This is a genomic window from Agrobacterium sp. LEGMi-208b, from assembly GCF_059511785.1.
This window is the reverse complement of sequence record NZ_CM183446.1, coordinates 501,064-526,438: the sequence shown is the minus strand read 5'-3', so window position 1 is coordinate 526,438 and position 25,375 is coordinate 501,064. Positions and strand designations below refer to the sequence as shown.

Annotated in this window: 21 protein-coding genes; 12 read left to right on the top strand and 9 right to left on the bottom strand. The window is 60.6% G+C overall.

From position 1 onward, the window contains the following. The first annotated feature begins 71 nt into the window (after positions 1-71). Positions 72-1,100, top strand: coding sequence for an LLM class flavin-dependent oxidoreductase (locus AC5YUO_RS17110; RefSeq protein WP_496156082.1), 1,029 nt, complete (start codon positions 72-74; stop codon positions 1,098-1,100). A gap of 67 nt (positions 1,101-1,167) precedes the next feature. Here the strand turns inward: AC5YUO_RS17110 and AC5YUO_RS17105 are convergent, their stop codons facing one another. After that, positions 1,168-2,475, bottom strand: a complete 1,308-nt coding sequence (locus AC5YUO_RS17105; RefSeq protein WP_496156081.1) for an NtaA/DmoA family FMN-dependent monooxygenase — start codon at positions 2,473-2,475, stop codon at positions 1,168-1,170. A 359-nt stretch (positions 2,476-2,834) separates the two neighbouring features. On the opposite strand from AC5YUO_RS17105, the gene AC5YUO_RS17100 reads away from it, so the two are divergent. The 8 genes from AC5YUO_RS17100 to AC5YUO_RS17065 all read left to right on the top strand — a co-directional run bounded on the left by AC5YUO_RS17100 (position 2,835) and on the right by AC5YUO_RS17065 (position 12,739). Next, positions 2,835-3,902, top strand: a complete 1,068-nt coding sequence (locus AC5YUO_RS17100; RefSeq protein ID WP_496156080.1) for an ABC transporter substrate-binding protein — start codon at positions 2,835-2,837, stop codon at positions 3,900-3,902. A 7-nt stretch (positions 3,903-3,909) separates the two neighbouring features. Further along, positions 3,910-4,806 carry an NmrA family NAD(P)-binding protein gene (locus tag AC5YUO_RS17095; protein WP_496156079.1) on the top strand — a complete coding sequence of 299 codons (897 nt, stop codon included), beginning with the start codon at positions 3,910-3,912 and terminating at the stop codon, positions 4,804-4,806. After that, the gene (locus AC5YUO_RS17090) at positions 4,797-5,981 is read left to right on the top strand and encodes an LLM class flavin-dependent oxidoreductase (protein ID WP_496156078.1); all 1,185 of its coding nucleotides are present in this window, start codon (positions 4,797-4,799) and stop codon (positions 5,979-5,981) included. The genes AC5YUO_RS17095 and AC5YUO_RS17090 overlap by 10 nt, the downstream gene beginning before the upstream one ends. Positions 5,982-6,073: 92 nt before the next feature. Then, positions 6,074-7,273 carry a M20 aminoacylase family protein gene (locus tag AC5YUO_RS17085; protein WP_496156077.1) on the top strand — a complete coding sequence of 400 codons (1,200 nt, stop codon included), beginning with the start codon at positions 6,074-6,076 and terminating at the stop codon, positions 7,271-7,273. Between the two features lie 34 nt (positions 7,274-7,307). Then, the gene (locus AC5YUO_RS17080; RefSeq protein WP_496156076.1) at positions 7,308-8,897 is read left to right on the top strand and encodes an ABC transporter substrate-binding protein; all 1,590 of its coding nucleotides are present in this window, start codon (positions 7,308-7,310) and stop codon (positions 8,895-8,897) included. 455 nt (positions 8,898-9,352) lie between these two features. Beyond that, positions 9,353-9,703 carry a DUF3088 domain-containing protein gene (locus tag AC5YUO_RS17075; RefSeq protein WP_496156075.1) on the top strand — a complete coding sequence of 117 codons (351 nt, stop codon included), beginning with the start codon at positions 9,353-9,355 and terminating at the stop codon, positions 9,701-9,703. Between the two features lie 39 nt (positions 9,704-9,742). Then, positions 9,743-11,338, top strand: coding sequence for an ABC transporter substrate-binding protein (locus AC5YUO_RS17070; RefSeq protein WP_496156074.1), 1,596 nt, complete (start codon positions 9,743-9,745; stop codon positions 11,336-11,338). Between the two features lie 48 nt (positions 11,339-11,386). Continuing rightward, the gene (locus AC5YUO_RS17065) at positions 11,387-12,739 is read left to right on the top strand and encodes an LLM class flavin-dependent oxidoreductase (RefSeq protein ID WP_496156073.1); all 1,353 of its coding nucleotides are present in this window, start codon (positions 11,387-11,389) and stop codon (positions 12,737-12,739) included. 16 nt (positions 12,740-12,755) lie between these two features. On the opposite strand, the gene AC5YUO_RS17060 is transcribed toward AC5YUO_RS17065, so the two are convergent. From AC5YUO_RS17060 to AC5YUO_RS17030, 7 genes are all read right to left on the bottom strand, one after another. After that, positions 12,756-13,727 (bottom strand): LysR substrate-binding domain-containing protein, encoded by a 972-nt coding sequence (locus tag AC5YUO_RS17060; RefSeq protein ID WP_496156072.1) that lies wholly within the window; start codon positions 13,725-13,727, stop codon positions 12,756-12,758. Between the two features lie 37 nt (positions 13,728-13,764). After that, positions 13,765-15,003 carry an acyl-CoA dehydrogenase family protein gene (locus tag AC5YUO_RS17055; RefSeq protein ID WP_496156071.1) on the bottom strand — a complete coding sequence of 413 codons (1,239 nt, stop codon included), beginning with the start codon at positions 15,001-15,003 and terminating at the stop codon, positions 13,765-13,767. A 70-nt stretch (positions 15,004-15,073) separates the two neighbouring features. After that, complete coding sequence (locus tag AC5YUO_RS17050; protein ID WP_496156070.1) at positions 15,074-16,129, bottom strand: aldo/keto reductase; 1,056 nt, start codon at positions 16,127-16,129, stop codon at positions 15,074-15,076. Positions 16,130-16,147: 18 nt separating this feature from the next. After that, entirely contained in the window at positions 16,148-17,083 is a 936-nt protein-coding gene (locus tag AC5YUO_RS17045; protein WP_269313426.1) for an ABC transporter ATP-binding protein, read from the bottom strand. After that, on the bottom strand, positions 17,061-18,059 hold the full coding sequence (locus AC5YUO_RS17040) for an ABC transporter ATP-binding protein (RefSeq protein ID WP_496156069.1): 999 nt from the start codon (positions 18,057-18,059) through the stop codon (positions 17,061-17,063). Before AC5YUO_RS17040 ends, AC5YUO_RS17045 begins: the two co-directional genes overlap by 23 nt. Continuing rightward, entirely contained in the window at positions 18,056-19,051 is a 996-nt protein-coding gene (locus AC5YUO_RS17035; RefSeq protein ID WP_110757843.1) for an ABC transporter permease, read from the bottom strand. The genes AC5YUO_RS17040 and AC5YUO_RS17035 overlap by 4 nt, the downstream gene beginning before the upstream one ends. Beyond that, positions 19,048-20,037 carry an ABC transporter permease gene (locus AC5YUO_RS17030; RefSeq protein ID WP_065117478.1) on the bottom strand — a complete coding sequence of 330 codons (990 nt, stop codon included), beginning with the start codon at positions 20,035-20,037 and terminating at the stop codon, positions 19,048-19,050. The genes AC5YUO_RS17035 and AC5YUO_RS17030 overlap by 4 nt, the downstream gene beginning before the upstream one ends. A gap of 270 nt (positions 20,038-20,307) precedes the next feature. Here AC5YUO_RS17030 and AC5YUO_RS17025 point away from each other — a divergent pair, with 270 nt between their 5' ends. The 3 genes from AC5YUO_RS17025 (at position 20,308) to AC5YUO_RS17015 (ending at position 24,233) form a co-directional block, all read left to right on the top strand. Then, positions 20,308-21,915 (top strand): ABC transporter substrate-binding protein, encoded by a 1,608-nt coding sequence (locus tag AC5YUO_RS17025; protein WP_496156068.1) that lies wholly within the window; start codon positions 20,308-20,310, stop codon positions 21,913-21,915. Positions 21,916-22,026: 111 nt separating this feature from the next. After that, entirely contained in the window at positions 22,027-23,058 is a 1,032-nt protein-coding gene (locus AC5YUO_RS17020; RefSeq protein WP_496156067.1) for an ABC transporter substrate-binding protein, read from the top strand. After that, a complete protein-coding gene (locus AC5YUO_RS17015; protein WP_496156066.1) occupies positions 23,055-24,233 on the top strand; it encodes an acyl-CoA dehydrogenase family protein in 1,179 nt (392 codons plus the stop codon). The genes AC5YUO_RS17020 and AC5YUO_RS17015 overlap by 4 nt, the downstream gene beginning before the upstream one ends. A 60-nt stretch (positions 24,234-24,293) precedes the next feature. Here the strand turns inward: AC5YUO_RS17015 and AC5YUO_RS17010 are convergent, their stop codons facing one another. Next, positions 24,294-25,364: an LLM class flavin-dependent oxidoreductase gene (locus AC5YUO_RS17010; protein ID WP_496156065.1), complete on the bottom strand. Its 1,071-nt coding sequence runs from the start codon at positions 25,362-25,364 to the stop codon at positions 24,294-24,296. Positions 25,365-25,375: the final 11 nt, after the last annotated feature.

Here is a 25,375-nt window from a genome sequence, read left to right as displayed (position 1 = left end):
AACGGCTGTTCCGGAACAGGATGGCTGCATCTGCGCTGCTGGGCTTCAACACTCGTTTCCGGATTACAGCCATGCCCCTTTCCCATATCTCCCATTTCGCCTTTCTCGTTCCCGGCAATTATCAGGACGATGATCCGGCACGAGGGCTGGAAGAAACCCTGCAGCTTTTCGAGGCCGGAGAGGCGCTGGGTTATCACAGCGCCTGGGTTCGCCAGCGCCATCTGGAACGCGGCGTTTCCTCGGCGGCCACTTTTCTTGCGGCGGCATCGCAGCGCACCAGGCGGATCGGATTGGGCACCGCCGTCATTCAGCTTGGTTACGAAAATCCGTTCAGGCTGGCTGAGGATCTGGCAACGGTGGATGTGCTCTCGCGCCGGCGGCTGAATGTTGGCGTTTCGGTGGGCGCACCGCCCTTCGCCCATCTCATTTCGGATTATGTCGATACGGTTCCTGACGCCGATTACAGCCATGCCCGCGCCGAAAAGCTGGCGAGGGCCTTGCGGTCGGAACCGCTGTCCGGTGAGACGGAAGCGGGCAATGCGGCCGGTGCGCAGGTGCCGCGCCTTCGGCCAGTCGCCGAGGGGCTGACGGACCGGTTATGGTATGGCGGCGGATCGCAGAATTCCGCGCGTTGGGCCGGCAAGGCAGGCTTCAATCTTCTGACGGGCAATATCGTCAGCGGCGAGAATACCGATGATTTTCTGACCGCGCAGGCGGCTCTCGTCGCCCGCTTCCGGCAGGAATGGGCGCATGAGCGCCAGCCGCGTGTCGCTCTTGGCCGCGTGATCCTACCGACGGATAGTGCGAGCCCCGCGACCCGCCGCCGTTATCAGGAATTCGCCGCCGAGCGCGACAAGCGCACGCATGCACCGCATGGCGCACGCCGCACGCTTTTCCTGCCCGATATCGTTGGGACGACGGACGAAATTTTGGAGAAACTGTCGCGCGATCCCGTTCTGCCGCTTGTCTCGGAATTCCGTCTCGAACTGCCCTATGAGTTCCAGCCAGAAGATTATCGCCAGATCGTCACGGATTTCGCCTCAGTCCTGCCGCAGCTTTCCGGCGGGCGGCCCGTTTTGAAAGTGGCGACAGGCCAATAACATGTTCCATTGCCGCATTCCCGCTTTTTGCGGGAATGCGACATTGCGACAGCGTCGCATCCGGCGTTCAATCGGGATAGGGCAGGCCATAGCGGTCGCGGATCGTCGCACCTTCGTATTCGCGCGGGTAAACACCGCGATCCTGCAGCACCGGCACGACTTTTTCGACGAATTCGGCAATATCGTCTGGCGCGCGGGGCGGCTGCAGGGTGTAGCCGTCCACCGTGCCATCCTGCCAGAGATCAATAATGCCATCCGCCACCTCTTCCGCTGTGCCGAGCAGCAGCCGGTGGTGTCCTTCCGAGCGCCGCACGGCCTCGCGGGCGGTGAGTTTCTCGTGGGTCAACAGATCGGAAAGGCCAAGCCCCATGCCTACCGCCCATTGCCGGTTCTGGTCCGGGATGAAACGCCCGGCATCCAGTTTTGCATCGGGGTCGAAGTCGCGGGGATCGATCCCGTTTTCCTTGGCGAAGCGCGCCAGAAGACCGTCTTCAGAGCCCGTTCCGCTGTATAATTCATGTTTGCGCAACGCTTCTTCCCGGGTCTCGCCGAGAATGACAACGAGGCCGGGAACGATGCGGATGCCGGAGGGATCGCGGCCGAGGGAGACGGCGCGGTCGCGGACCTTTTTGCCGAAGGCCTGACCTGCCGGGCGTGACAGGATGTTGCAATAGATGATCTCGCCGTGGCGTGCCGCCAGATCGATGCCACCTTCGGAGGCACCGGCCTGCGCGATCACGGGATGCCCCTGTGGCCCGCGTGGAACGTTGAGCGGGCCTTTGACGTGGAAATATTGCCCCTCATGATCGATGGTTTCGGCCGTCGCCGCATCCCAGAAACGCTCTTCCGGTACGTCGCCTTCACGGCGCGGATCCCAGCTCGACCAGAGCTTTTTCGCGACGTCGAGAAATTCGGTAGCCTTGGCGTAACGTTCATTGCGCGGCGGTAGCGGATCGTTGCCGAAATTGGCGGCGACATTGGGATTGAAGGAGGAGACGATATTGACGATCAGCCGCCCACCGGTGACGAGATCGATGGATTGCGTCCGTCGTGCAAAATTATAGGGCGAATTATAGGTGGAGGACACCGTTGCCACAAAGCCAATATCGGGCACCTGCGCGGCAAGTGAAGTCGAGAGGATGAGCGGATCGATGGTGTGAAACGGGCGGCTTGCCGGGTCGGTCAGCAGTGCGGGGTGGTCGGACAAGAAAACGGCGTCGAACCGGCCCTTGTGCGCCAGTTCCGTCAGCCGCCGATAATAGCCGATATCGTTGATGTCGTGTCGGTCTCCGCTCCGGTATTTCCAGGCATTGGCGAGATATCCGGTGGTATTGATGCCGACATTGAGATTGAGCCGGCGTTTGGTGTTGCTCATGCTGCCACTTTTTCTTTCAGGTCTGTTGGATTGCCGGCCTTTTTGACCGGCGCAGTTGCGGGGAAGCGTAACAGCCGGGGGTCCGGTCGCGAGTTAAAAATCCTTGCTGCTCTGAGAAGAAAAACTTTCATCCGTCGCAGCACCCAGGCTGCGGCTGAAGGGGAGAAAGGCGTAAGGCGGGTTGGAGGATCCGACCCGCAATCTTGCCATTATCGAAAGGATATTCCGTCACCTCGATGAACCGCCTGCAAGATGGAAACGAATTTCCCCAATCGCATCTCAAATAGTACACTTTATCTATAGAAAATATTTTATGCCGTGTAGCGTGCCGTCAGATCGCAATTTCGAGGACGAACGCCATGGCCGATGCCGCCCTTCGCCAGATAACCCAACCCGTAACCGTGTGGTACACACGCTGCCCGGCACCCACGCCGCTTTCCATCGCGGCGCAACTGGGCTGGATCGAGGAAAGTTTCGCCGCCCACGACATCTCTGTTTCCTCCATTCGCGATGCGGCCGATCCTGCCATTCGCCAGAGCCATTTCGACCATCGTCTGGACTGGTCCTTACGCCAGGGCGGCAATATTCCGCCGATCTGGGCGAAATCCGGTGGCCGGAAAACACGGCTGGTGGGGTTGACGAGAACCGACGAGTTTCAGGCCGTCATCGCCTTGCCAGCAAGTGGAATAGGCAAGGGCGGCGACCTGAAGGGGCGGCGCATCGGTCTGCCCAAGAGACCGAACGAAACCATCGATTTCCAGCGTGCGACATCCCTGAAGGGCATTGTGTCGGCGCTGACTGTCTCGGGCCTCACGGTCGCGGAGGTCGAGCTTGTCGATCTGACCGCCAGAGAACCCGTGCTGCTCGGCCCGGCGGATGAGAGGTTCCACGGTCTGCGCCGACGGCTTCCCTATGGCGAGGAAATCGCGGCGCTGCATAGGGGCCAGATCGATGCTTTTTTTGTCAAGGGAGCGGAAGGTGTCACCGTCGCCAATCTGATCGGCGCGCAGGTCGTGGTATCGACGGGATTCCATCCCGATCCCAAAATCCGCATCAACAATGGCACACCGCGTCCTTTGACAGTGGACGCCACCTTTGCCGATGAGCGGCCCGATCTGGTGGCGGAACTGGTGGCCACGGTTCAGCGCGTTGCCGATTGGGCAAATGACAATCCGGCGGAAGCCGTGCGTTTCATCGCGCGTGAAATCGGTGTCAGCGAGGAGGCGGTTCTGGCTGCGAATGGCCCGGATGTGCACCGCAACCTGAGGCTCGATCTCGATCCCGCCGAACTCGATGCTCTGAGCCACTTCAAGGATTTCCTGCTGGAATGGAAGTTCATCCCCGAAGATTTCGATGTGCAGGACTGGGCCGATCCACGCGCCCTTTCTGTCGTGCGGGATGCTGCGCAACGCAGTTCCGGAAAGTGAAGAGACTATGGCAGCCACCATTCTTGTAACCGGTGCAACCGGCAGGCTCGGCAAGCGTGTCGTCAGCCGTCTTTTGCAAAAACAGGCGATAGTTCGCGTACTGACCCGCAGGCGCGAGGATGCGCTGAAGCTCTGGGGCGACAGGGTCGATATTGCGGAAGGTAATTTTTCCGATCCGGCCAGCCTGAAAGAAGCTGCGCGGGGAACAGACAGGGTCTTCCTGCTTTCCCCCATCGGCGAAACGTTGGCGGCAGATCAGAAGGCGGTCATAGATGCTGCTCTTTCCGCCGGTGCGTCGCGGATCGTGAAGATATCCGGCTCCGACTGGACCATTGCGAATGCCGCACGCTCCATCTCGGGTGCGGCCCATGCTGAGGTCGAAACGCATCTGGCGGCACGCGGTATAGCGCATACGGTATTGCGGCCGAATGCGTGGATGCAGGTGGCGCTGGAGCCGGTTGTCGCCGCGCTGCGCAATGGCGGGGATGTGCCCGCTCGTTTCGGCCATGCGGCGGTCTCCTTCATCGATGCCGACGACATTGCCGATGTGGCGGTTCATGCGCTAACTGCCAGCGCGCCGCTTGCCGGTCCGCTGGTGCTGACTGGCGGCGAAGCCCTGACGGCACTGGAAATCGCCCGCATCGCGGCCCGTATCCTGCATCGGCCTGTTGGCGTTGCGCATAATGCTGCCTCCGTTTCCCCGCCGCATATCGGCGCCTTCGAACAGAAAGCGATCAGCGAATTCGGACAGCTCATCGGCGACGGTTTCGCGGCATCCGTCACCGATACCGTCGACCGGATTACCGGTCGTCAGCCCCGCAGCGTGGAGGGCTATCTGCGCGCCCGGCTGGCTGCGGCTGCCCCGCAGGGCGATCATTCCGAGGGAGAAAAGACATGGCGCTGACTGTTCCTTTGCCCGATGGTCCGGAGTTGAAAGGCCTCGAACTGAAAAGTCCTATCGATTTCGATGACAGCCCGCTCAGCCGTGCGGTAAAGCAGCCACTGATGCTGGGCCTGTTCCTCAATCTGCAGGACATCAATTTCTCCAGCCTGCCGACCAGCAACAGCTGGACCTTCGACTACAATGTCGAGCTGGTGAAGCGCGCGGAGGAGCTCGGTTTCGAAATCGCCTTCAGCCGCACGCAATGGCTGCCCAAGGGCGGTTATGACGGCGAATCCTCGCTCGACAGTTTTATCGCGCTTGGCGCCATGGCGGCGGTCACGAAGAGCATCCTGCTGATCTCCACCATCCATGTGCTCTATGGGCCTCTGCATCCGCTGCATCTCGCCAAATATGGCGCGACGCTGGATCATATCGCCAAGGGGCGCTGGGGCATCAACATTGTCACCGGCCATCGCGCCATCGAGCATGAAATGTTCGGCTGGCAGCGTATCGACCACGACAAGCGTTACGATATGGCCGGAGAATTGTTCGATGTTCTCCATCGCCTGTGGGGGGAAACCGAAGACTTCTCATATGAAGGCAAGCTCAATCCCTGGGCGATCAACAATGGCTGGATCACGCCCAAGCCCGCCTTTGGCCGCCCGCCGCTGGTGACGGCGACCGGTTCGCCCGCCGGCATCGATTTCGCCGCCCGCCATTCCGATCTGGTTTTCGTCACCTCACCCGGCGGCGCGCATATAGACAGCGCGCTGGAAACGCTGCCCGATCATGTCGCAAACATTAAAAACCGCGCAAAGGCCTATGGCCGGCAGGTGAAGACGATCATCAATCCGATCATCGTCAGCCGCGATACGGAGAAGGAGGCGATCGCCTATGCGGATGCCATCGAGGCCGGAAAACCGCAGCCCGGCACCCGCGCCTTCGCCACCAATAATTACGACAGCGACGCCCATGCCTGGCGCGGCCGCGGCGATGCGTGCCACAAGCAGGGGCGCAATCTCGGCGGCAATATCGAAATCATCGGTTCGCCCGAACAGGTGGTCGAGCAACTTGTCGGTCTGAAAAAGGCCGGCATCGATGGTGTTCAGCTCAATTTCTACGATTTTCGCGAAGACCTCGACTATTTCGCCGAGCGCATTCTGCCCCTGATGAAGGAGGCGGGTCTGAGGCTCTGACATCACGTTCGCCTCTGCTTTCGAGTCCCCGAAACCCACCCTTCGCAATCGCCCGATTGCGAAAACGATATTTTTTGCCCTGAGGAGATACCGTGAATATCGCCGTCGATCCCGTCAAAACGCCCGCTCCTAAAATCCTGGATCGGATCGGGACCTATGTTCCCGACCTCGTCTCCATCCGCCACGATCTGCACCGGCATCCGGAAATCGGTTTCGAGGAGGTCCGCACGTCAAGCATTGTCGCTGAAAAACTCGCCTCCTGGGGCATCGAGGTGCATCGCGGTTATGGCAAGACCGGCGTGGTCGGCGTGCTGCACGGCCGCCATGCGGGCAATCGCTCCATCGGGCTCAGGGCCGATATGGATGCCCTGCCGATGCCGGAGGAAACCGGGCTGCCCTATGCGTCGGTCTATCCCGGCAAGTTCCACGGCTGCGGGCATGATGTGCACACCACCATCCTGCTCGGCACGGCCCGTTATCTGGCCGAAACGCGCGATTTCGCCGGCACGGTGGTGTTTATTTTCCAGCCGGCCGAGGAAGGTCTCGGCGGCGCGCGCGCCATGATTGCCGACGGGCTGTTCCGGGATTTTCCGGTCGACGAGATTTACGGGCTGCACAATTCCACCCATGCCGCGCCCAATCATCTGAAGGTTTCGCCCGGCACCATTCTGGCGGGGGCGGATTTCTTCGATGTCCGGTTAAGGGGCAGGGGTGCGCATGCGGCTCACCCGGATGTTTCGCGTGATCCCGTGCCGGCGACGGGTGAACTTATCCAGGCGCTGCAAACCATCGTCAGCCGCAATGTGTCGCCGACCGATCCCGCCGTCCTGTCGATAACGCGCATCGAGGCGGGATCGGCCTATAATGTCCTTCCCGAAACGGCCGCGATTGCCGGAACGGTGCGGGCCTTTTCCGACGGCGTGCGCGAAACCATCCGGGAGCGCATCCGCACGATTTCGGATCACATTGCCGCAGCGCACGGCCTCACCGCCGAGGTGGATATTCGCGACATATTCTCGGTCCTTACCAATGATGATGCATCGGTGGATATCGTCGCCGGCGTGGCGCGCGAAGTGCTTGGAGACGAGCGCGTTTCCACCGAACCCGGCCGCTTCATGGGCAGTGAGGATTTCGCCGATCTCCTGAAACACGCGCCCGGCGCATTTTTCACCCTTGGCCATTCCGGCATCGTGCCCGCCCATAATCCCGGTTTCATCGTTGACGACGCCATCCTGCCGGTCGGCGCCACGCTGTTTGCCCGTCTGGTCGAGACCCGGCTGAAGGCTGCCTGAGCATTTGAAAACAATTTCACAAAGGGAAACATCCATGGATATTACAAGACGCAAGACATTGCTTTTGAGCGTAGCGCTAACCGGGGCAATATTGATGCCTTCCCTGCCGGTTCTGGCGGCGGAAACGCCCAAAAAGGGCGGCATAGTTACTCTTGCGGGTCTCGGTGAGCCGACGACACTGGTGCCGCTTTCCGATTCCAATACGCGCACCCGTGCCATTTCCACGAAAATCCTCGAAGGGCTGGTGCGGTTCGACAGCGAGTTCAAACCGCACCCGGTGCTGGCCGAGAGCTGGGAAACATCGGCCGACGGGCTGCGCCACACTTTCAAGCTGCGCAAGGGCGTCAAATGGCATGACGGCAAGGATTTCACGTCGCGGGACGTCAAATTTTCCCTGCTGGCCTTCAAGAAGGTTGGTCCACGCGGGCGCATCACCTTCGCCAATATTGCCGATATCGAAACGCCGGATCCGCTGACGGCCGTGGTGGTGCTTTCCAAGCCCGCACCCTATCTCCTGCGGGCGCTGACGGGTGGCGAAACGCCAATCCTGCCGGCCCACGCCTATGCTTCGGAAAACTATAATGAAAGCCCGAATGGCAATGCGCCTGTTGGCACCGGCCCCTTCGTCTTCGAGGAATGGAAACGCGGCAGCTATGTGAAGCTGAAGAAAAACCCGAATTACTGGCAGGCCGATCTTCCCTATCTCGATGGTTTCGTGGCGCGCTTTGTCGCCGATGCCGCCTCCACCACGATCTCTGTGGAAACGGGTGAAGCGGATTATACCGCCGATGTTTCCTACAGCGATCTGGAACGCCTTCGGCAAAATCCGAAGCTCGCGGTGGAGGTCTATACCGACGCCTATCTCAACAATGCCGCGATATTCGAGTTCAATCTGGAGAACCCGATCCTCGCCAAAAAGGAAGTCCGCCACGCTCTGGCCCATGCCATCGACCGTGATTTCATCAACGATGCGATTTTCTTCGGTACGGCCAAACCGGCCGGGTCGAACATCCCCGCGGTCTTCACCGCTTATAATGACGAGAAGCCTTTCACCTATCCTTTCGATCTCGCCAGGGCGAACGAACTGCTGGACAAGGCCGGTTACCCCAAAGGCGCCGATGGCACCCGTTTTTCGCTGCGACTGGCCTTTCTGCCTTCCGACGTTTTCCGCAAAACCGCTGAATATCTGCGTTCCTCCTTCGGCAAGCTCGGCGTGAAGGTGGATATCGTCGAAGGCGATCTCGCCACCTTCATCAAGCGCGTTTACACCGAGCGCGGTTTTGACCTGACGGTGAACGGCATCAGCCGGCTGTTCGATCCGACGGCAGGCGTGCAGCGCCTCTATTGGTCCGACGGCATCAAGAACCCGGCGCCCTATGTCAACGCCGCGCATTACAACAATCCGAAAGTTGACGATCTTTTCCGAGCGGCTGCCATCGAAGTGGATGAAACGAAACGGGCAGGGCAGTTTCACGAAATCCAGAAAGTCGTCGGCGACGACCTGCCGAATTTCTCGATCGTTGCTTTGCCGACCGTCATTCTGCGCAACACCAGTTTGAAGTCCCTCGTGACAACCATCGATATTGCCTATAGCGACCTGGCGACGGCGTGGAAAAGCGAGTGAGCGTTTTGAAATGTGAGTTCATCCCCACTCCGTCACCCCGGACTAGATCCGGGGTCCAGCGCGATCAAGTCCTTGATCGCGAGAGGCTCTTCTCACGGCGCAGACGCGCCGTGGCTGGATGCCGGATCATCCTCGGACTTGTTCCGGGGACCGGCATGACGGTAGAACGGTCTACGGTCTTCTTCATCAACTCTAACCCGGCAATTCTGTCGGGTTTTTTATTGCTGAAAATTGCTGCCCGGCCTTTTTTCGCTGTCGCGTGATAACGGTATTTTCGGGAAAAACATTGCTTTTGGAATAGGCTGGCAGGAACAGCGATGCCGGCAATCGAAATGTAGAAAAATTCAGTTTCATCAATAATTTAACGCAAAGCATTTCTTCGCTTCAAAGCAAGAATTGCTTTCTGGACCGAGGCTTTGGCGGCCTGCACTGTGAGCTGGAAATCTCACCCGCACATGATGGATGCCATGGCCAAGGATACGCTTTTTTTGATCGCCCCCGGTTTTGAGGACCCCAAACACCCCGGTGTCCGCTTCGTCTGCCCGCATTGTAACCAGATCGAGGGCCTGCTTTCCGCATTTCCGGACCTTGCCGCCGGCATCGATATCCGCCGTGTCGGTTTCCAACGCCCGCGTGAGGCGGTCATCGCTGCCGTGGGTGAGGAAAATCAGTCGCTGCCGCTGTTCATCTTTGCCGGCGACGCACCCAGCGACGCCACGGCGAGGGGCGATACGCGCTTCATTCAGGACACCAAACGCATTTTGCAAATCCTCGCCGAGCGCCACGGGTTCCCGCAGCTGCATTGAGCTGCCGCACCCGCATATCGGATTTTTTCGGAGACAGACATGACCCTTTCCAGACGCCAGTTTCATAAAATCGCACTCGCCGCGGGCGCTTTCGTCGCACTTCCGGGCGGCTCTTTCGCCGCTGCCGAAGAGCCGGTTTCGGGCGGGACGCTCAAGATCGTTTATTTTCCCGAGCCGACCCAGCTCGTGGCCATCAATACCAGCGCGGGCGGCCCGCAGTTCGTCGGCTCGAAGATTTACGACGGGCTTTTGACCTATGATTACGAGCTTTCGCCGAAGCCCAGCCTCGCGAAGGAATGGAGCGTTTCGGCCGACGGGCTGGAATATGTCTTCCATCTGCAGCCGAACGCGAAATTCCATGACGGTAAACCGGTAACGTCGGCGGATGTGGAATTTTCCATCCTGCGGCTGAAGGAGGCCCATCCGCGCGGCCGGGCGACGTTCGCGAATGTCGAGAGTGTCGATACCTCCGATCCGCTGGTCGCGAAGGTGAAACTTTCCAAGCCGGCGCCGGGCCTGATCACCGCGCTTGCATCCTCGGAATCGCCTGTTGTGCCGAAGCACATTTTCGAGACCTTCAAGCCGACCGATAATCCCAAACCCGCCCAGATCATCGGCAGCGGCCCCTTCGTGCTGAAGGAATGGGTGCCGGGCAGCCATATCCTGCTGGAAAAAAACGCCGATTACTGGGACGCGCCACGCCCTTATCTCGACCGCGTCATCATCCGCCTCATCAACGATGCGGGCGCCCGTGCGGCCGCGCTTGAAACCGGCGAGGGCGATATTGGTCCAAACCCGGTCGCGCTTGCCGATCTGGAACGGCTGAAATCCATTCCGACGCTGAAGGTGGATGACCGCATCTATGCCTATGCCGGCCAGCAGAACCAGCTGGTGATCAATCTGGAGAACGAATATCTTAGGGAATTGAAGGTCAGGCAGGCCATCGCGCATGCCATCGACGTGCCGGCGCTCATCGATACCGTGCTTTACGGTTACGCCGTGCCATCGCCGACACCGATCAGCCCCGGCCTTGCGAAGTTCCACAATGCGGATATCGGTTTTGCCAAGTTCGACGTCGCCCAGGCGGAAAAACTGCTGGATGAGGCAGGCTTCCCGCGCAAGGACGGCGGCAAGCGCTTCAAGCTCAGGGTTACCACCAACCCGTTCAATCCGCAGACTTATTCGGATTTCATCGCGCAGGCGCTGTCGAAGATCGGCATCGAGGCGGATATCGAGAAATTCGATTTCGGCACCTATGTGAAGGTGGTCTATACCGACCGCGCCTGGGACCTTTCGGTGGAATCCCTCTCCAACACCTTCGATCCGACGGCGGGCGTTCAGCGTGTCTACTGGAGCAAGAACTTCAAGATCGGCCTGCCGTTCTCCAATGCCAGCAATTACGCCAATCCGGAAGTGGACCGGCTGCTGGAAGCGGCGGCAGTGGAGCCGGACATCGAAAAGCGTGCGGCTTTCTTCAAGGAATTTCAGGCCGTTGTCGCGAGGGATCTCCCCGTCATCAATCTCGTCTCTCCCATCCAGCCGGTCGTCGGCAGCGTGCGCATCAAGGACTACGCGACCGGCGCAGAGGGGCTGAGCGGCAATCTCGCCAAAACCTGGGTGACGAAGGAGGCGTGAGCCTCCTTCGGTTTCAAGCCGCATCAGAGCGAATAAGAGGTCATTTCCATGAGCAGAAAATCCGAAAAGCTGGTTCTCAATGCCTTCATCTATCCTGGCGGACATCATGAGGCGGCATGGCGGCATCCGGATTCGGAGCCCCATCGCGTCACCGATATAAAGCTCTATCAGGATATCGCCCGCAAGGCCGAAGCGGCGAAACTGGATGCCATCTTCTTTGCCGATGCGCCGGTGCTGGATGCCAATATCCGCTATGCCGCCCGCCACCGGCTGGAGCCGATCACCATGCTTTCGGCGCTTGCCGCCGTCACCGAAAAGATCGGTTTCATCGCCACGGCCTCCACCACCTATTACGAGCCCTACAATCTCGCGCGGCTGTTTGCGTCCGTCGATCATATCAGCGGCGGCCGGGTTGGCTGGAACATCGTCACGACTTCGGCGGATGCGGCGGCCGGCAACTTCAATCTCCAGAAGCATCCGCCGCATGCCGACCGTTACCGTCAGGCCATCGAGTTCGTCGATGTGGTGACGAAGCTCTGGGACAGCTGGGAAGACGATGCCATCGTCGCCGACAAGGAAAGCGGTCTGTTTGCCGAGACAGACCGCATCCATCCCGCCAATCACGATGGCGAATTTTATCGGGTGCGGGGCGCGCTCAACGTGCCGCGTTCACCACAGGGCCGGCCGGTCTATGTGCAGGCCGGCTCCTCTGAGGAGGGGCGCGGTTTTGCCGCCCAATATGCCGAGGCAATCTTTACCGCGCATCAGACTCTGGAGAGTGCGCGGTCTTTTTATTCTGACATCAAGAAACGTGTTGCGGCTGCAGGTCGCAATCCCGCCCACGTTAAAATCCTGCCTGGCATCAGCCCCTTTATCGCATCAACCGAGGAGGAAGCGCGCAAACTTGAGGCCTCCTTCAACGATCTCATCCAGCCGGCCTTTTCGCTCGGGCAATTGCAGCGTATCACCGGCATAGACCTGTCATCGGCCGATCTTGACCAGCCGCTGCCAATAGAGGCCGTCGAGGCGACACGCGCGAAGGCGGATAGCAGCCGCCATCAGCTGGTTCTTGATGTCATAGACCGGGAAAACCCGACGATCCGGCAATTGTTGCATCGGCTTGCCGGCGGGCGCGGCCACAAGGTGATATCAGGCACGCCGGAACAGGTGGCGGACTGGATAGAGACCTGGTTCCGCGAGGGCGCAGCCGATGGTTTCAACATCATGCCGCCATGGCTGAATGGCGGGTTCGATATCTTCGTGGATGAGGTGGTGCCGATCCTGAAACGGCGCGGCCTGTTCCGCGAGGATTACGAAGGCGATACGCTGCGCGACCATTATGGCCTGCCACGGCCCGAAAATATCTATGCGGCCAAAGAGTTGCAAAGGGAACGCGCCTGAGGTGGGACGGGCGTGTTCAGGCGGCGGCCTCGAGTGAGCGTATATCCTCGCGCAACAATGCGAGTAGAGATGCGACCTCCGGCAGCCGCCGCCTGTCAGGACTGGTCAGCAGGTGATAACGGCTGGCAGTCGGCTGCGGTGAACCGAAGGGGGCGATGAGGCGGCCGTTTTTCAGCTCTTCCGAAATCAGCGAGTGGCGCGCGAGGCCAATGCCATGGCCGGATAAGATTGCTTCTATCAGCACCGTCTGGCGTGAAAAACGCGGGCCTGTCGCGGAAAGCCGGAGCGGAATGCGGCAGGCGCGCAGCCAGTTCGCCCATTCGAAGGCGGCGTCCAGGCCATTGCCGCGCAACATCGCAAAGCCGAGATCCCGCAATTGGGCGGGCTCGCCTGCAAGCTCATGGCAGGTCGCGAACTCGGGAGTGCAGACAGCGCTAACGGTATCGGCGAAAAGCGGCTCGTGAAGAAAGCCCGGAATTTGCGCGTGGGTGGCGACGATGGCGCAATCGGCATCAAAATGGGTGAGATCGACGGTTTCACCCTCGATGGATTCGATCGAAAGCTCAACGTCTCCGAGGGCCGGAACGATGCTGCCCAGCCGCGGCGCCAGCCAGCGGGCGGCAAAGCAACCTTCCGCCAGAACCTTCAACTGCGGTCGGGCATTCGAAACCATCAGGTCGGAAAGACTGCCGATCATGGTCTCGAAAGCATCGGCAAGGCCGGGATAAAGCGCGCTGCCGGCATCCGTCAGCAGCAATTCACCGCGCTGGCGGCTGAAAAGCGGCTGGCCGAGATGGGTTTCGAGAATGCGGACCTGTTGGCCGATGGCGGCGGTGGAGACATGTAGCTCCTCCGCCGCCCGCGAAAAGCTCGCATGGCGGGCGGCCACGACAAAGGCGCGCAAGGCGGTCAGCGGCGGCAGCCTGGAAAGTGTGGGCAGGCGAAAAGCTGCCCGGCTCGCGGCGGGAGCGACAAACTCCGTTCTCATTGATGTTCCTCCTTTGCCGCCTGCATCTTCCGCATGGTCAGAACACCCGGCCTTCCCTGAGATGCGTCGTGGTGCCATTGAGGTAATAGTCACCAATCACCCGCGCCTTGTGGGCAAGCGGATTGTGATTGTAGACCGTGCGGATGTTGCGCCAGTGGCGGTCGAAGTTCCTGTCGCTCGATGTGGCCGAGCCGCCGCCGAGCTCATAGAGGTTGGTAGCGACGGTCAGCGAAAGCTGCGAGGCGATGATCTGGGTGCGGGCGGTGGCAAGCGAGCCTTCCAGCAGGGCTGCCTCAATGGCCTCTTCGTCACCATTTGCAAAGGCGGCAGCCGTTCGGTCGAGCGTTCTGGCCGCTTCGCGGATGAGTGTCTTGACGGCGAAAGCGCCGGCACTGATTTCACCCAGCATCTTCTGCACGAAGGGATCCTGATTGGCGGTTTCCGCAGCGCTGTGAAGCGTGGTGCGCGCCTGGCGCAGAACATATTCCACACCGTCATTAAGCGCGCCCTGAACGGCGCCGGCAGCAGACGCAGCAAGGTGCAGCTGCCGCATGGCCGAGCTGTGGCGGCCGATCTGGGTGCCGAGCTTGCGGGTTGTCAGCTCATGCGGCAGCACCTCGACATTTTCAAGCAGCACGCCGCCGCTTGCCGTCATGCGCTGGCCCATGCTGTCCCAGTCGTCGAGGATGGTGATGCCAGTGCGATCAAGCGGAATGAGCACGCCGATCGGCTGCCCGTCATCGCCAATGGCGCTGAAGGTGCCGAAATCGGCAAAGGCCGTACCGGTCGCATACCATTTGCGGCCGTTCAGCCGGTAGCGATCGCCATCGGCACTCAGCCGCGTGGTGATTTCGCCGGGGCGTTTGGTGCCCTGCTCGGTGCTGGCGCCCGCAAAGAGCTTGCCGGCAAGGACCTGTTCAAGATGCCGCCGGTCCTCCAGCTCGATGGGTGCAAGGGCGAGATTTTCGGTGAAATTGAAATGGCTGCGAAGCGCGTGCGGAATATTGCTGTCGGCTTCGCCGAGGATCATCAGCACTTCGATATAGTCGGCAATCGAGCCGCCCGGTCCGCCCTTGGCTTCGGGGACACGCAGCGTGCCGATCTTTGCCTCCTTGATAAGGGCGAAGATATCGAAGGGCAGTTCCCGCTGGCGCTCGCGGCGGGCGGCATCCCGGCCTGCGATAGCCGCAATGTCCTTTGCCCGGGCCAGGATTTCGTCACGGCTCGGCACGCCGGAATTATTGGTGGTGGTTGTCTGTGGTTTCGGATTGGGCATTGCGGTTTTCCCGTGAGCGGATGTGATAGCCTGCGGCACAATCGCGCCGCAGGCATGTTCGTCTGGGCGATCAGGCGACCGCGCGCGGCTTGAGCGCCGGGCGGTGTGCGGCCTCGAGATTGCGCGGCACGCGGCCTTCGACGGGATGGCTCGGATCGTTGAAACCGGGTGTCGAGGGATGGCCTGTTGTCACAAGGCTGTCGACCAGTGCTTCATCTTCGGCATCGATTTTCACATCGAGGGCGCGGATATAGCCGTTCCAGTGCTCTTCGGTGCGCGGGCCGGTGATTGCGGCGGTGACGAACTTGTTGTTCAGCACCCAGGCGAGCGCGAAATCCGCCGCCGAAACGCCCTTCGAAGCGGCATGGGCCGCGACCTTCTGGGCGATTTCAACCGATTCCGGACGCCATTCCGTTTCCAGAACGCGCTTGTCGCCCCGGCCAACGCGGGTATCGGCACCCGGCTGTTCGCCCGGCTGATATTTGCCGGTCAGTACGCCGCGTGCGAGCGGCGAATAGGACACGACGCCGAGGCCATAGTGATTGGCCGCCGGCAGCTGCTCGGCTTCCGCCGTGCGGTTGACGATGTTGTAGAGCGGCTGGCTGGCGACAGGCCGGTCAATGCCGAGTTGGTCGGCCAGATGCGAAATTTCGGCAATACGCCAGCCACGGAAATTCGACACGCCGAAGTAACGCAGCTTGCCGGCGCGGATAAGATCGGCGATGGCGCGCAGCGGCTCTTCCAGCGGCGCGTCGAAGACGGCGCGGTGGAAATACAGAATGTCGATATAGTCGGTGTTGAGGCGGCGCAGCGAATTTTCGACGGTCTCGATCACCCATTTGCGCGAATGGCCGCCAAGGTTCGGGCCCTTGGTATGGGAGTTGACGAATTTCGTCGCCAGAACCCAATGATCGCGCGTGGACTTGATGCCGCGGCCAACGACCTCTTCCGACTTGCCGTCGTGATAGACATCGGCGGTATCGATAAAGTTGATGCCCTGTTCGCGTGCCTTGTCGATGATGCGGAAGGCCACGTCATCCGGTGTCGGGCCTCCGAACATCATCGTGCCGAGGCTCAGCGGTGAAACTTTCAGCGCGCTGCGTCCGAGATAGCGATAGTCGACCATTATGGTTGCTCCTTTAAGTTATTGGGCATGGTGGCAGGCCACGGCGTGGTTCTTGCCGAAAAGGGTGTAATCCGGCGCTTTTTCGCGACAGAGATCGGTGGCGAGCGGGCAGCGTGTGTGAAACCGGCAGCCGGATGGCGGATCGTGCGGGCTCGGCAGATCGCCGGAAATCGGTGCCGCCTGCTTGCGGCGGGCGGGATCGGGAACGGCAGCGAGAAGGGCGCGAGTATAAGGATGCTTCGGAGAAGCCCAGAGTTCCGATGTCGGGGCGCTTTCGACGATCTTGCCGAGATACATGACCAGCACGCGATCAGAGAAATAACGTACCACGGACAGATCATGGGAGACGAAGAGATAGGACAGCGAAAGCCGCTTCTTCATCTCCACCAGAAGATTGAGGATCTGCGCCTGTATCGAAAGATCGAGCGCCGAGACCGGCTCGTCGCAGACCACCAGTTCCGGCTCCAGAACCAGTGCGCGGGCAATGCCGATGCGCTGGCGCTGACCGCCGGAAAATTCATGTGGATAACGGTCGAGCGAATCCGCCGGCAAACCGACCTGCGCGACGATGGCTTCAACAATCTCCCGCTGGCGCGCCCGGTCGCCGATGCCGTGCACTTTCAGCGGCCCGGTAAGGATGGTGCGCACCGTCTGTCGCGGATTGAGGGAGGCGAAGGGATCCTGAAAGATCATCTGGATGCGGCGGCGTATGCCGCGGAGCTGCGAAGGCGTCATTGCCGTCACATCAGCGCCCTTGAAGGTGATCCTGCCGGATGACGGTTCGACCAGACGCATCAGCGACTTGCCGAGCGAGGATTTGCCGCAGCCGGATTCGCCCACCAGTGCTACGGTTTCGCCCGCCTCGATATCAAGCGAGACGTCATCGACGGCGCGCACGGTTCCGCGTCCGCCCGAGTAGTGGGTGGAAAGGCTATGCACTGACAAGAGCGTCATTGGACACCTCCTGGGATGTGGGAGCAACGAAGGGGCAGGCGGCGTAGCGGCCTTCCGAAATCGGCCTTAGCGGCGGCACGAACTGCCCGCAGAAACCACGGGCGCTCGGACAGCGTGGCCGGAAGGCGCAACCGCGTTCCCCCGTGGCGGAAACGATGGAGCCCGGAATCTCGATGAGCGGCCCGTCGCGATAATGCTGGCCGTCTTCCGCGCGCGGCGAGGCGGCAAGCAGGCCGCGCGTATAGGGATGGTAGGGGTTGGAGAAAACCGGTTCCGGCAGCCCTTCTTCCACTTTACGGCCGGCATACATGACCATCACCCGGTCCGCCCATTGTGCGACGATGCCGAGATCGTGGGTGATGAGGATCACCGCCATGTTGAGATCGCGGCGCAGATTGTCGAGCAGTTGCAGGATCTGCGCCTGTATCGTCACGTCAAGAGCCGTCGTCGCCTCGTCGGCGATCAGGAGTTTCGGATTGCAGGCAACGCCGATGGCGATCATCACACGCTGGCGCATGCCGCCGGAAAGCTGGTGCGGATAATCATCCACCCGGCGGCCGGCATCGGGAATGTTGACGAGGCCCAGCAGCTCGATGGCGCGTTTGCGCGCCTGATGCCGGTCGATCTTCTCATGGATGCGCAGCACCTCGATGATCTGTTCGCCGACCGTCAGCACGGGGTTGAGCGAGGTCATCGGCTCCTGAAAGATCATGCCGATATCCCGGCCGCGAATGCCGCGCCATTGCCGCTCGGAAAGCGGCAGCAGATCGCGGCCCTCGAGCAGAACCCGGCCGCCGGTTTTGGCGTGGGAGGGCAAGAGGCCGATCAGGCCAAGTGCCGTCAGGGATTTGCCGGAGCCGCTTTCGCCGACGATCGCCAGCATTTCGCCGGGGCTGACATCGAAACTGACGCCTTTGACCGGCTGGGTTGAGCCGAAGCTGACGGAGAGATCATGGACTTCGATCAGTTTGCTCATCGGCGTTCCTCCGAAAAACGGGGGTTGAGCGCATCGTTGAGGCCATCGCTGATGAGGTTCAGCGAAATGACGGTGAAGACGATGGCAAGGCCGGGAAGGGCGGTCAGATACCAGGCCGTGCGGATGACATCACGGCCGGAACCGATCATCGAACCCCAGGAGACACGGTTGGGATCGCCAAGCCCCATGAAGGACAGCGCTGCTTCCATGAGGATCGCGCCCGCCACCATGACGGATGAGGTGACGATGATCGGTGGCAGCGCATTGGGCAGGATTTCCTGAAAAACGATGCGGGCATGGCCATAACCGAGGCTGCGCGCGGCGAGCACATAATCCTTTTCGCGAATGGCGCGGAATTCCGCACGGGTAAGACGTGCAACGAGCGGCCAGGTGATGATGCCGATGGCCGACGTGACCGTGGTGACAGACGGCTGGGCGATGGCGACCAGCACCACCAAGAGCACGAAATTCGGCAAGGTCTGGAAGATTTCGATGAGCTTGACGAGGATGTCGTCAATCACGCCACCAAAATAACCGGCGAAAGCGCCAACCGCGATGCCGATGGTGAGCCCGATCAGCGTTGCCACGACACCGACGGTGAGCGAAATGCGCGCGCCATGCACGATGCCGGCCAGAACATCCCGGCCCATGGAATCGGTTCCGAGCGGATAGGCCGCATTCTGGCCCGGCCATAGGAACGGGCGGGCCACCATTTCCAGGGGATCGCCGGGATAGATCAACGGGGCGATCAGTGCGGTGACGATGACGGTGGCGAGAAACAGCAACCCGACGATGGCATTGGGATTGGTGAGGAAGATTTTCAGTTCGCGCCGCAGTCCACGTCGCGGCACGGAGACGGAGCGGGCCGAAAGCGCATCCGGCGCATGAATATAGGGCCAGGCCTTTTCTTCCGGCTTTTTCGGTTTGGGATTGGTCTCTTCAGCGTCAAGTTCGGCCGTGTTGAGAACCGCTGTCGTGTGGGAGGAATTCATCGGCTTTCTCCGATGCGGGGGTCAAGCCATGCCTGCAACAGGTCTACGGCCGCATTGACGATGATGACGACGAGGGAGGAGAGAAGCAGAATGCCGAGCAGCACGCTGAAATCCCGTGCCATGACGGCTTCGAAGGCGAGGCGGCCAAGGCCCGGCCAGCTGAAGACGGTTTCAACCACAACGGCGCCGCCGAGCAGGCCGCCAATATGCATGCCGGCCATGGTGGTGATGGGGATGAGCGCGTTGCGCAGGATGTGGCGTGTGGTGAGCCTGATCGGCGAAACGCCCTTGGCGCGTGCCGTGCGCACATAGTCCTGCGATTTCACCTCCAGCATCGCCGCGCGGGTGAGGCGGGCATAAATGGCCAGAAAATAAAGCGCCAGAGACAGGGCAGGGAGCACGATGTAGCGCAGCCTGTCGAGAAAGGCTGAAAACCCGGTAAGGCTGCTGCCGATGGTGCTGTCACCGCCGGACGGAAGCCAGCCGAGCTTGACGGAAAAGGTCAGGATCAGCATCAGGCCGATCCAGAAACCCGGTACGGAATAAAAGATCAGTGAGCCAATCGAAATGATCCGGTCCGGCAGCTTGCCGGAAAAAAGCGCCATGATGGAGCCGAGGAACACGCCGACGAAGATCGCGATACCAAGGGCTGCGCCCATCAGCGCAAGCGTGCCGGGCAGGCGCTGGCCGATAAGGTCTGCCACAGGCATGCCGTATCGCGGCGAAAAACCAAGGCTGAACTGGGCCAGATTGCCGAGATAGTTCATCAGCTGATGCAGAACTGGCAGGTCAAGCCCGAAGCGGGAGCGGATTTCCGCCATGGTCTCGACGGTTGCCGAACCCGCTTCCGCTGCCAGCACGTCGGCCGCATCACCCGGCGCCAGCTGCAGCAGGAAGAAGTTCAGGATGACGATACCGAGAACCGTCGGAATGGCCTGAATGGCCACCCGTCTTGCCTGCGATAAAATCCGTTTCGAATTCGACATCGGCTCCAGTCCGTAAGCGTGGGAAACATAAAATCAGCCTCTAAAGGCGCGGCTATTAGTTGACTAATTTTATGGAATTTGTCAAAGAGTAATAGAATTATTTTCTGAAATTTACGGAAATATGCGCAATAAAGAAAATATAATTCCTAGTTATGAGAATGGTTGGTTCTTCATGCCAAACTCACTCTCCTCTGCGGAACAAACTTCTTCCTAAGCGCGACCGTTCAGTTTGCCGGTTTTTTGCCGGTTCAATCAAGGAGAGGGTATCGCATGACTATTTTCAACCAGACGACGCGGCGAGGTTTCCTGCTGGCGTCGGTGGCGCTCGGCGTGGTGTCTTTGCCGGGGCTGAAGCTCCTTGCGGCGGAGCCGGCAAGTGGCGGCACGGCCACCCTGCTCATCTCATCGGAACCGCCGGTGCTGACGACGATCGCACATACGGCCTATAATTCCGTCTATATATCGCCAAAGGTGACCGAAGGTCTGCTGACCTATGATTTCGATCTCAATCCCAAGCCGCTGCTGGCCAAATCATGGGATGTGAGCGCAGATGGCCTGCGTTACACCTTCAAGCTGAGGCCCGGCGTAAAGTGGCATGACGGCAAGCCGTTTACATCAGCCGATGTGGCTTTCTCCATCAATACCATCAAGGAAGTGCATCCGCGCGGCCGCAATACATTCCTGAACCTCACAAGCGTCGAGACGCCTGATGAGTTGACGGCAGTTCTGGTTCTTTCCAAACCCGCGCCGTACCTGATCACGGCGCTTGCCGCGGCCGAAACACCCATCGTGCCCAAGCATCTTTATGACGGCACGAAAGTGACCGAAAATCCGGTCAATCTCGCGCCTATCGGCACCGGCCCCTTCAAGTTCAAGGAGTGGGTGCGTGGCAGCCATATCGTTTTCGAGCGTAATGCCGATTATTGGGATGCGCCGCGCCCCTATCTCGACAAGCTGATCGTCCGCTTCATTCCGGACGCGTCGGCCCGCGCGATTGCCATCGAGACCGGCGAGATCGATCTCGCGCCGAGCACGCCGGTCGCCTATAGCGATCTCGACCGCCTGAAAGAGCTTCCGAGCCTCGGTTTTGAGACAAATGGTTATCAATATACCAATTCAATCAGCCGCGTGGAATTCAACCTGGAAAAGCATGTGTTCAAGGATGTGCGCGTCCGTCGCGCCTTCGCGCATGTGATCGACCGCAACGTCATCTTCAACACCGTTAATTACGGTTACGGCGCAACCATCACCGGGCCGATCAATCCGAAGCTGACGAAATGGTTCGTTGCGGACCTGAAGACCTATCCGATCGATCTGAAGGCCGCCGAAGCGCTGCTCGATGAGGCCGGATACAAGCGCGGTGCGGATGGCATCCGTTTCAAGCTCAATCTGGACTATGTGCCGAGCACCGAAGCCTATCCGCGCGGCGCGGATTATATTCGCCAGGCGCTGGCCAAAGTCGGTGTTGATGTAACGGTACGCACGCAGGATTTCGCCACCTATACCAAGCGCATCTACACGGATCGCGATTTCGATTTTGCCTATGAGGGCATGAGCAATCTCTTCGATCCGACCGTCGGCGTGCAGCGGCTATACTGGTCGAAGAACTTCAAGAAGGGCGTGCCCTTCTCCAATGGTGCCGCCTACAGCAATCCGAAGGTGGACGCGCTTCTCGAAGCCGCCGCCATCGAGATCGATCCGGACAAGCGCGTCGCGCAATGGAAGGAAATCCAGCAGATCCTCGTCGAGGACGTGCCGGCCATCGACATCGTCGCGGCACCTGAAATCACCATCTTCAACAAGCGCATCGCCGATCACACCATTGGTGCCGAAGGTGTCGCGGGAAGCCTCGCCTTCGCGCATATCGCTGCATCCTGATCGTCTCGCCAAATCCGGCTCGCTCTTTGGTGCGGGCCGGTATGTCTCCCTTCAGTCGACAGGCGCCGCGGCATCGCTTCCGGTGCCATCGTTTTCATCGAGGCCAAAGCCATGAGCACGACACTTTCCGAAATCTGGTACACACGCTGCCCGGTGCCCACGCCGGTGGGGCTGGCGGCGCAACTCGGTTATCTTGCGCAGACCTTCGAGGAGATCGGCATATCGCTGAAATCCATCATCGATTCTCCTGACCGTTCGGTTCGCCAGAGCCATTTCAACCACACGCTCGAATGGTCCTTCCGCCACGGCGGTAATGTGCCTCCCATCCGCGCCCGCTCGGAAGGGCGCAATACGCGCCTTATCGGGGTGACGTGGACGGACGAGTTTCAGGCAATCATCACCCTGCCGGAAACCGGTATCCGCTCGCTTGCCGATCTCGCCGGTCGCCGTTTCGGCGTGCCGCGCCGGCCGGAAGGCATCGTCGATTTCATGCGCGCGACGGCGCTGAAAGGCGTCGTTTCGGCGCTTTCGCTGGAAGGGCTGAAGGTCGAGGATGTCGAGCTCAAGGACATCGTCATCAAGGATTCGGTGCTGGCCTCTCAGGAAGGGCCGTCGCTGTTCGGCCTGAAGCGCCGGCAATCCTTCGGCGAGGAGATCATCGCGCTCCTGCGGGGCGAGGTCGATGCGATTTTCGTCAAGGGAACGGCCGGCATTGCCGCCGCGAATTTGATCGGCGCGGTGCAGGTGGCGGAGTTCGGTTTTCATCCCGATCCGAAAATACGCATCAATTCCGGTTCGCCACGGGTGCTGACGGTCGACGGACGGCTTGCCGATGAGCGCCCCGATCTGGTGCAGCGGCTGGTTGGCGCCATCGCCAGGGCCTCGCTCTGGGCGGAACAGCACCCGGAAGAGACGCGCCGTTTCATCGCGCGCGAGGCCGGTGCCACAGAGGAACAGGTTCTGGCCGCCAACGGAGCTGAGGTTCACCGCCATCTCGGTCTTGGCCTCGATGCCGACCTTGTCGGCGCTGTCGGCCACTACAAGGATTTCCTGCATCAATGGGGCTTCCTTGAAAAAGACTTCGATCTTGGCGACTGGATCGATGATCGTTTCGTTACGGCAAATGAAAGGGCGGTGGCATGAGCGTTGCACTTTCCGCCGTTCCGGATGCGCCGGCGCAGCGGCCCGATCCGGTCGCCATCGCAGCCGCGCTGGCCGGGGATTTCAGCCTGACCGCTGCGGATCACGATAAAAGCGGTGAATTCGCCGCCGGCAATTTCGAGGCGCTTTTCAAGTCCGGCCTGCTGGGCCTCGTCACGGCTGAAAAGGATGGCGGCTGGGGCGAGGGCATGGAAACGGCCCATGCCGTCATTACGGCCATAGCCAAGGGCGATCCGTCGACCGCCCTTATCCTTGCCATGCATTATAGCGTCCATGCCGCGATCCGGCGTGGCAAGTGGCCCGCAGTACTTGCTGCAAAGGTACTGGCCGCCAATAGCAGGGAGCCGGCGCTCCTGAACAATGCGCAGGCGGAGCCGGGTGTCGGTTCGCCGGCCCATGGCGGCCTGCCGGAAACGACGGCGCGGATCGAGGGCGATGTCTGGGTGGTCAATGGCCGCAAGAGTTTCGTCACCGGCCTGCCGGGGCTGAAATGGGCGATCGTGCTTGCCGTGACGACGGAAAAGACGCCGCGCCTCATCCAGCTTCTGGTCCCTCTCGATGCGGCTGGCATCGCCCAGGAAAAAGCATGGGAAGCGACCGGCATGTATGCCACAGCCAGCCATGATCTGGTGCTGAAAGATGTGAAGGTGCCGCTTGCCGATATCGTCGCCGAGCAACCGGCGGATGAGCCGCTGCGGCGCGATGAGGCGGACGGTTATAATTTCTTCGTGCTGCTGGCTTCCGTCTATCACGGTGTCGCCCTTTCGGCGCGGGACGATCTGTTGCGCCATCTGAATGGCCATGTTCCGGCAAGTCTTGGCGCGCCGCTGTCCTCCATTCCCCGCATTCAGGAAGGTCTCGGCCAGATCGAGGTGCTGCTTGCGGCGAACCGACGCCTCCTTCTCTCCGTCGCCCGCGATGTCGATGCGGGGGAGAGAGTGGGAACCGATGCGCTGGCCGTTCGCCATGTGGTCATCGACAATGCGGTGGCGGTGACGGATCTGGCGCTGGAACTTGGCGGCAATCGCGGCCTGCGCCGGGATTACGACCTTGAACGCCATCACCGTGACGCCATAACGGCAAGGGCGCATGCGCCGCAGAGCCATATGATCCGAACGATTCTCGGTCGTCAGAGCATAAAGGCAGCGGGCGGTTGACCGACGAAACAAAAGGGCGGCCCTGTCCGAGGCGGGCCACCCTTGTTCAAGCCACGCCGATCAATCCCGCAGCAGCGGCAGCAAGCTGTTGCCCTGCCGTTCGATTTCCTTGAGATAGGGCGTGTCGGAAAGCACGAAATGGCTGATGCCCAGCGCACGGTATTTGCGCAATGACGCGGCGACATCTTCCGCCGAACCGACAAGCCAGGTCGTCCCGGCACCGCCACCGCCGAATTTGCCCGGTGCGGTATAAAGATTGTCGTCCAGCACGTCGCTCTGACGGTGCAAATCCAGCAGGCGGCGCTGGCCGACCGCCACGGACTGAAGATGGTCGTTCCAGCGTACGCCATTGTTTGCGGCCATTTCGGCAACCTTCGCTTCCGCATCGCGCCACGCCTCGGCCGTGGTTTCGCGCACCAGCGTGGTGATCCGCAGGCCGAATTGCAGCGGCGGCAGATCGCGGCCGAGCTTTTCACTGAAGTGCCTGAGCCGCTCGATCCTTTCGCGCACGCCGGCGAGCGGCTCTCCCCAGAAAAGCTGCACATCGGCCTCGGTTGCGGCAACCTGCTCGGCTGCTTCGGAAGCGCCGCCGAAATAGAGTTTGGGATGTGGCCTGTCTTCGCGCGCGGCGATGCGCGGCGAAACGGTGGAGTTCGTCACCCGGAAATGATCGCCGTTAAAGGTGACGTTTTCCTCCGTCCAGAGCCGCCGCACCAGCCGCATGAATTCTTTCGTGCGGGCATAACGCTGCGCCTGGTCGCCTTCTTCGTCGCCATAGGCGGTAAGCTCATCCCTGCCGGAGACGATGTTGATCCGAACTCTACCACCGGAAAGCTGATCGAGCGTGGCGGCGGCCGATGCGAGGTTGGCGGGCTTCCAGTAGCCGGGACGGATAGCGATCAGCGGCTCGAATGTGGTGGTGCGCGCCGCAAGCGCCGTTGCCACCGTAAATGTATCCGGACGTCCCCAGCCGGTGCCGACCAGCGCGCCTTTCCAGCCATGGGTTTCAAGCGCTTTGGCATGGCTCGTCAATGTATCGAGACTGTTGTGATTGTCGCTGACGGCGTCGCCCCGGTGGCCGGGTTTGACGTCATTGGGGATGTACCAGAGAAATTCGCTCGTGCTGCTCACATTATCCGCCT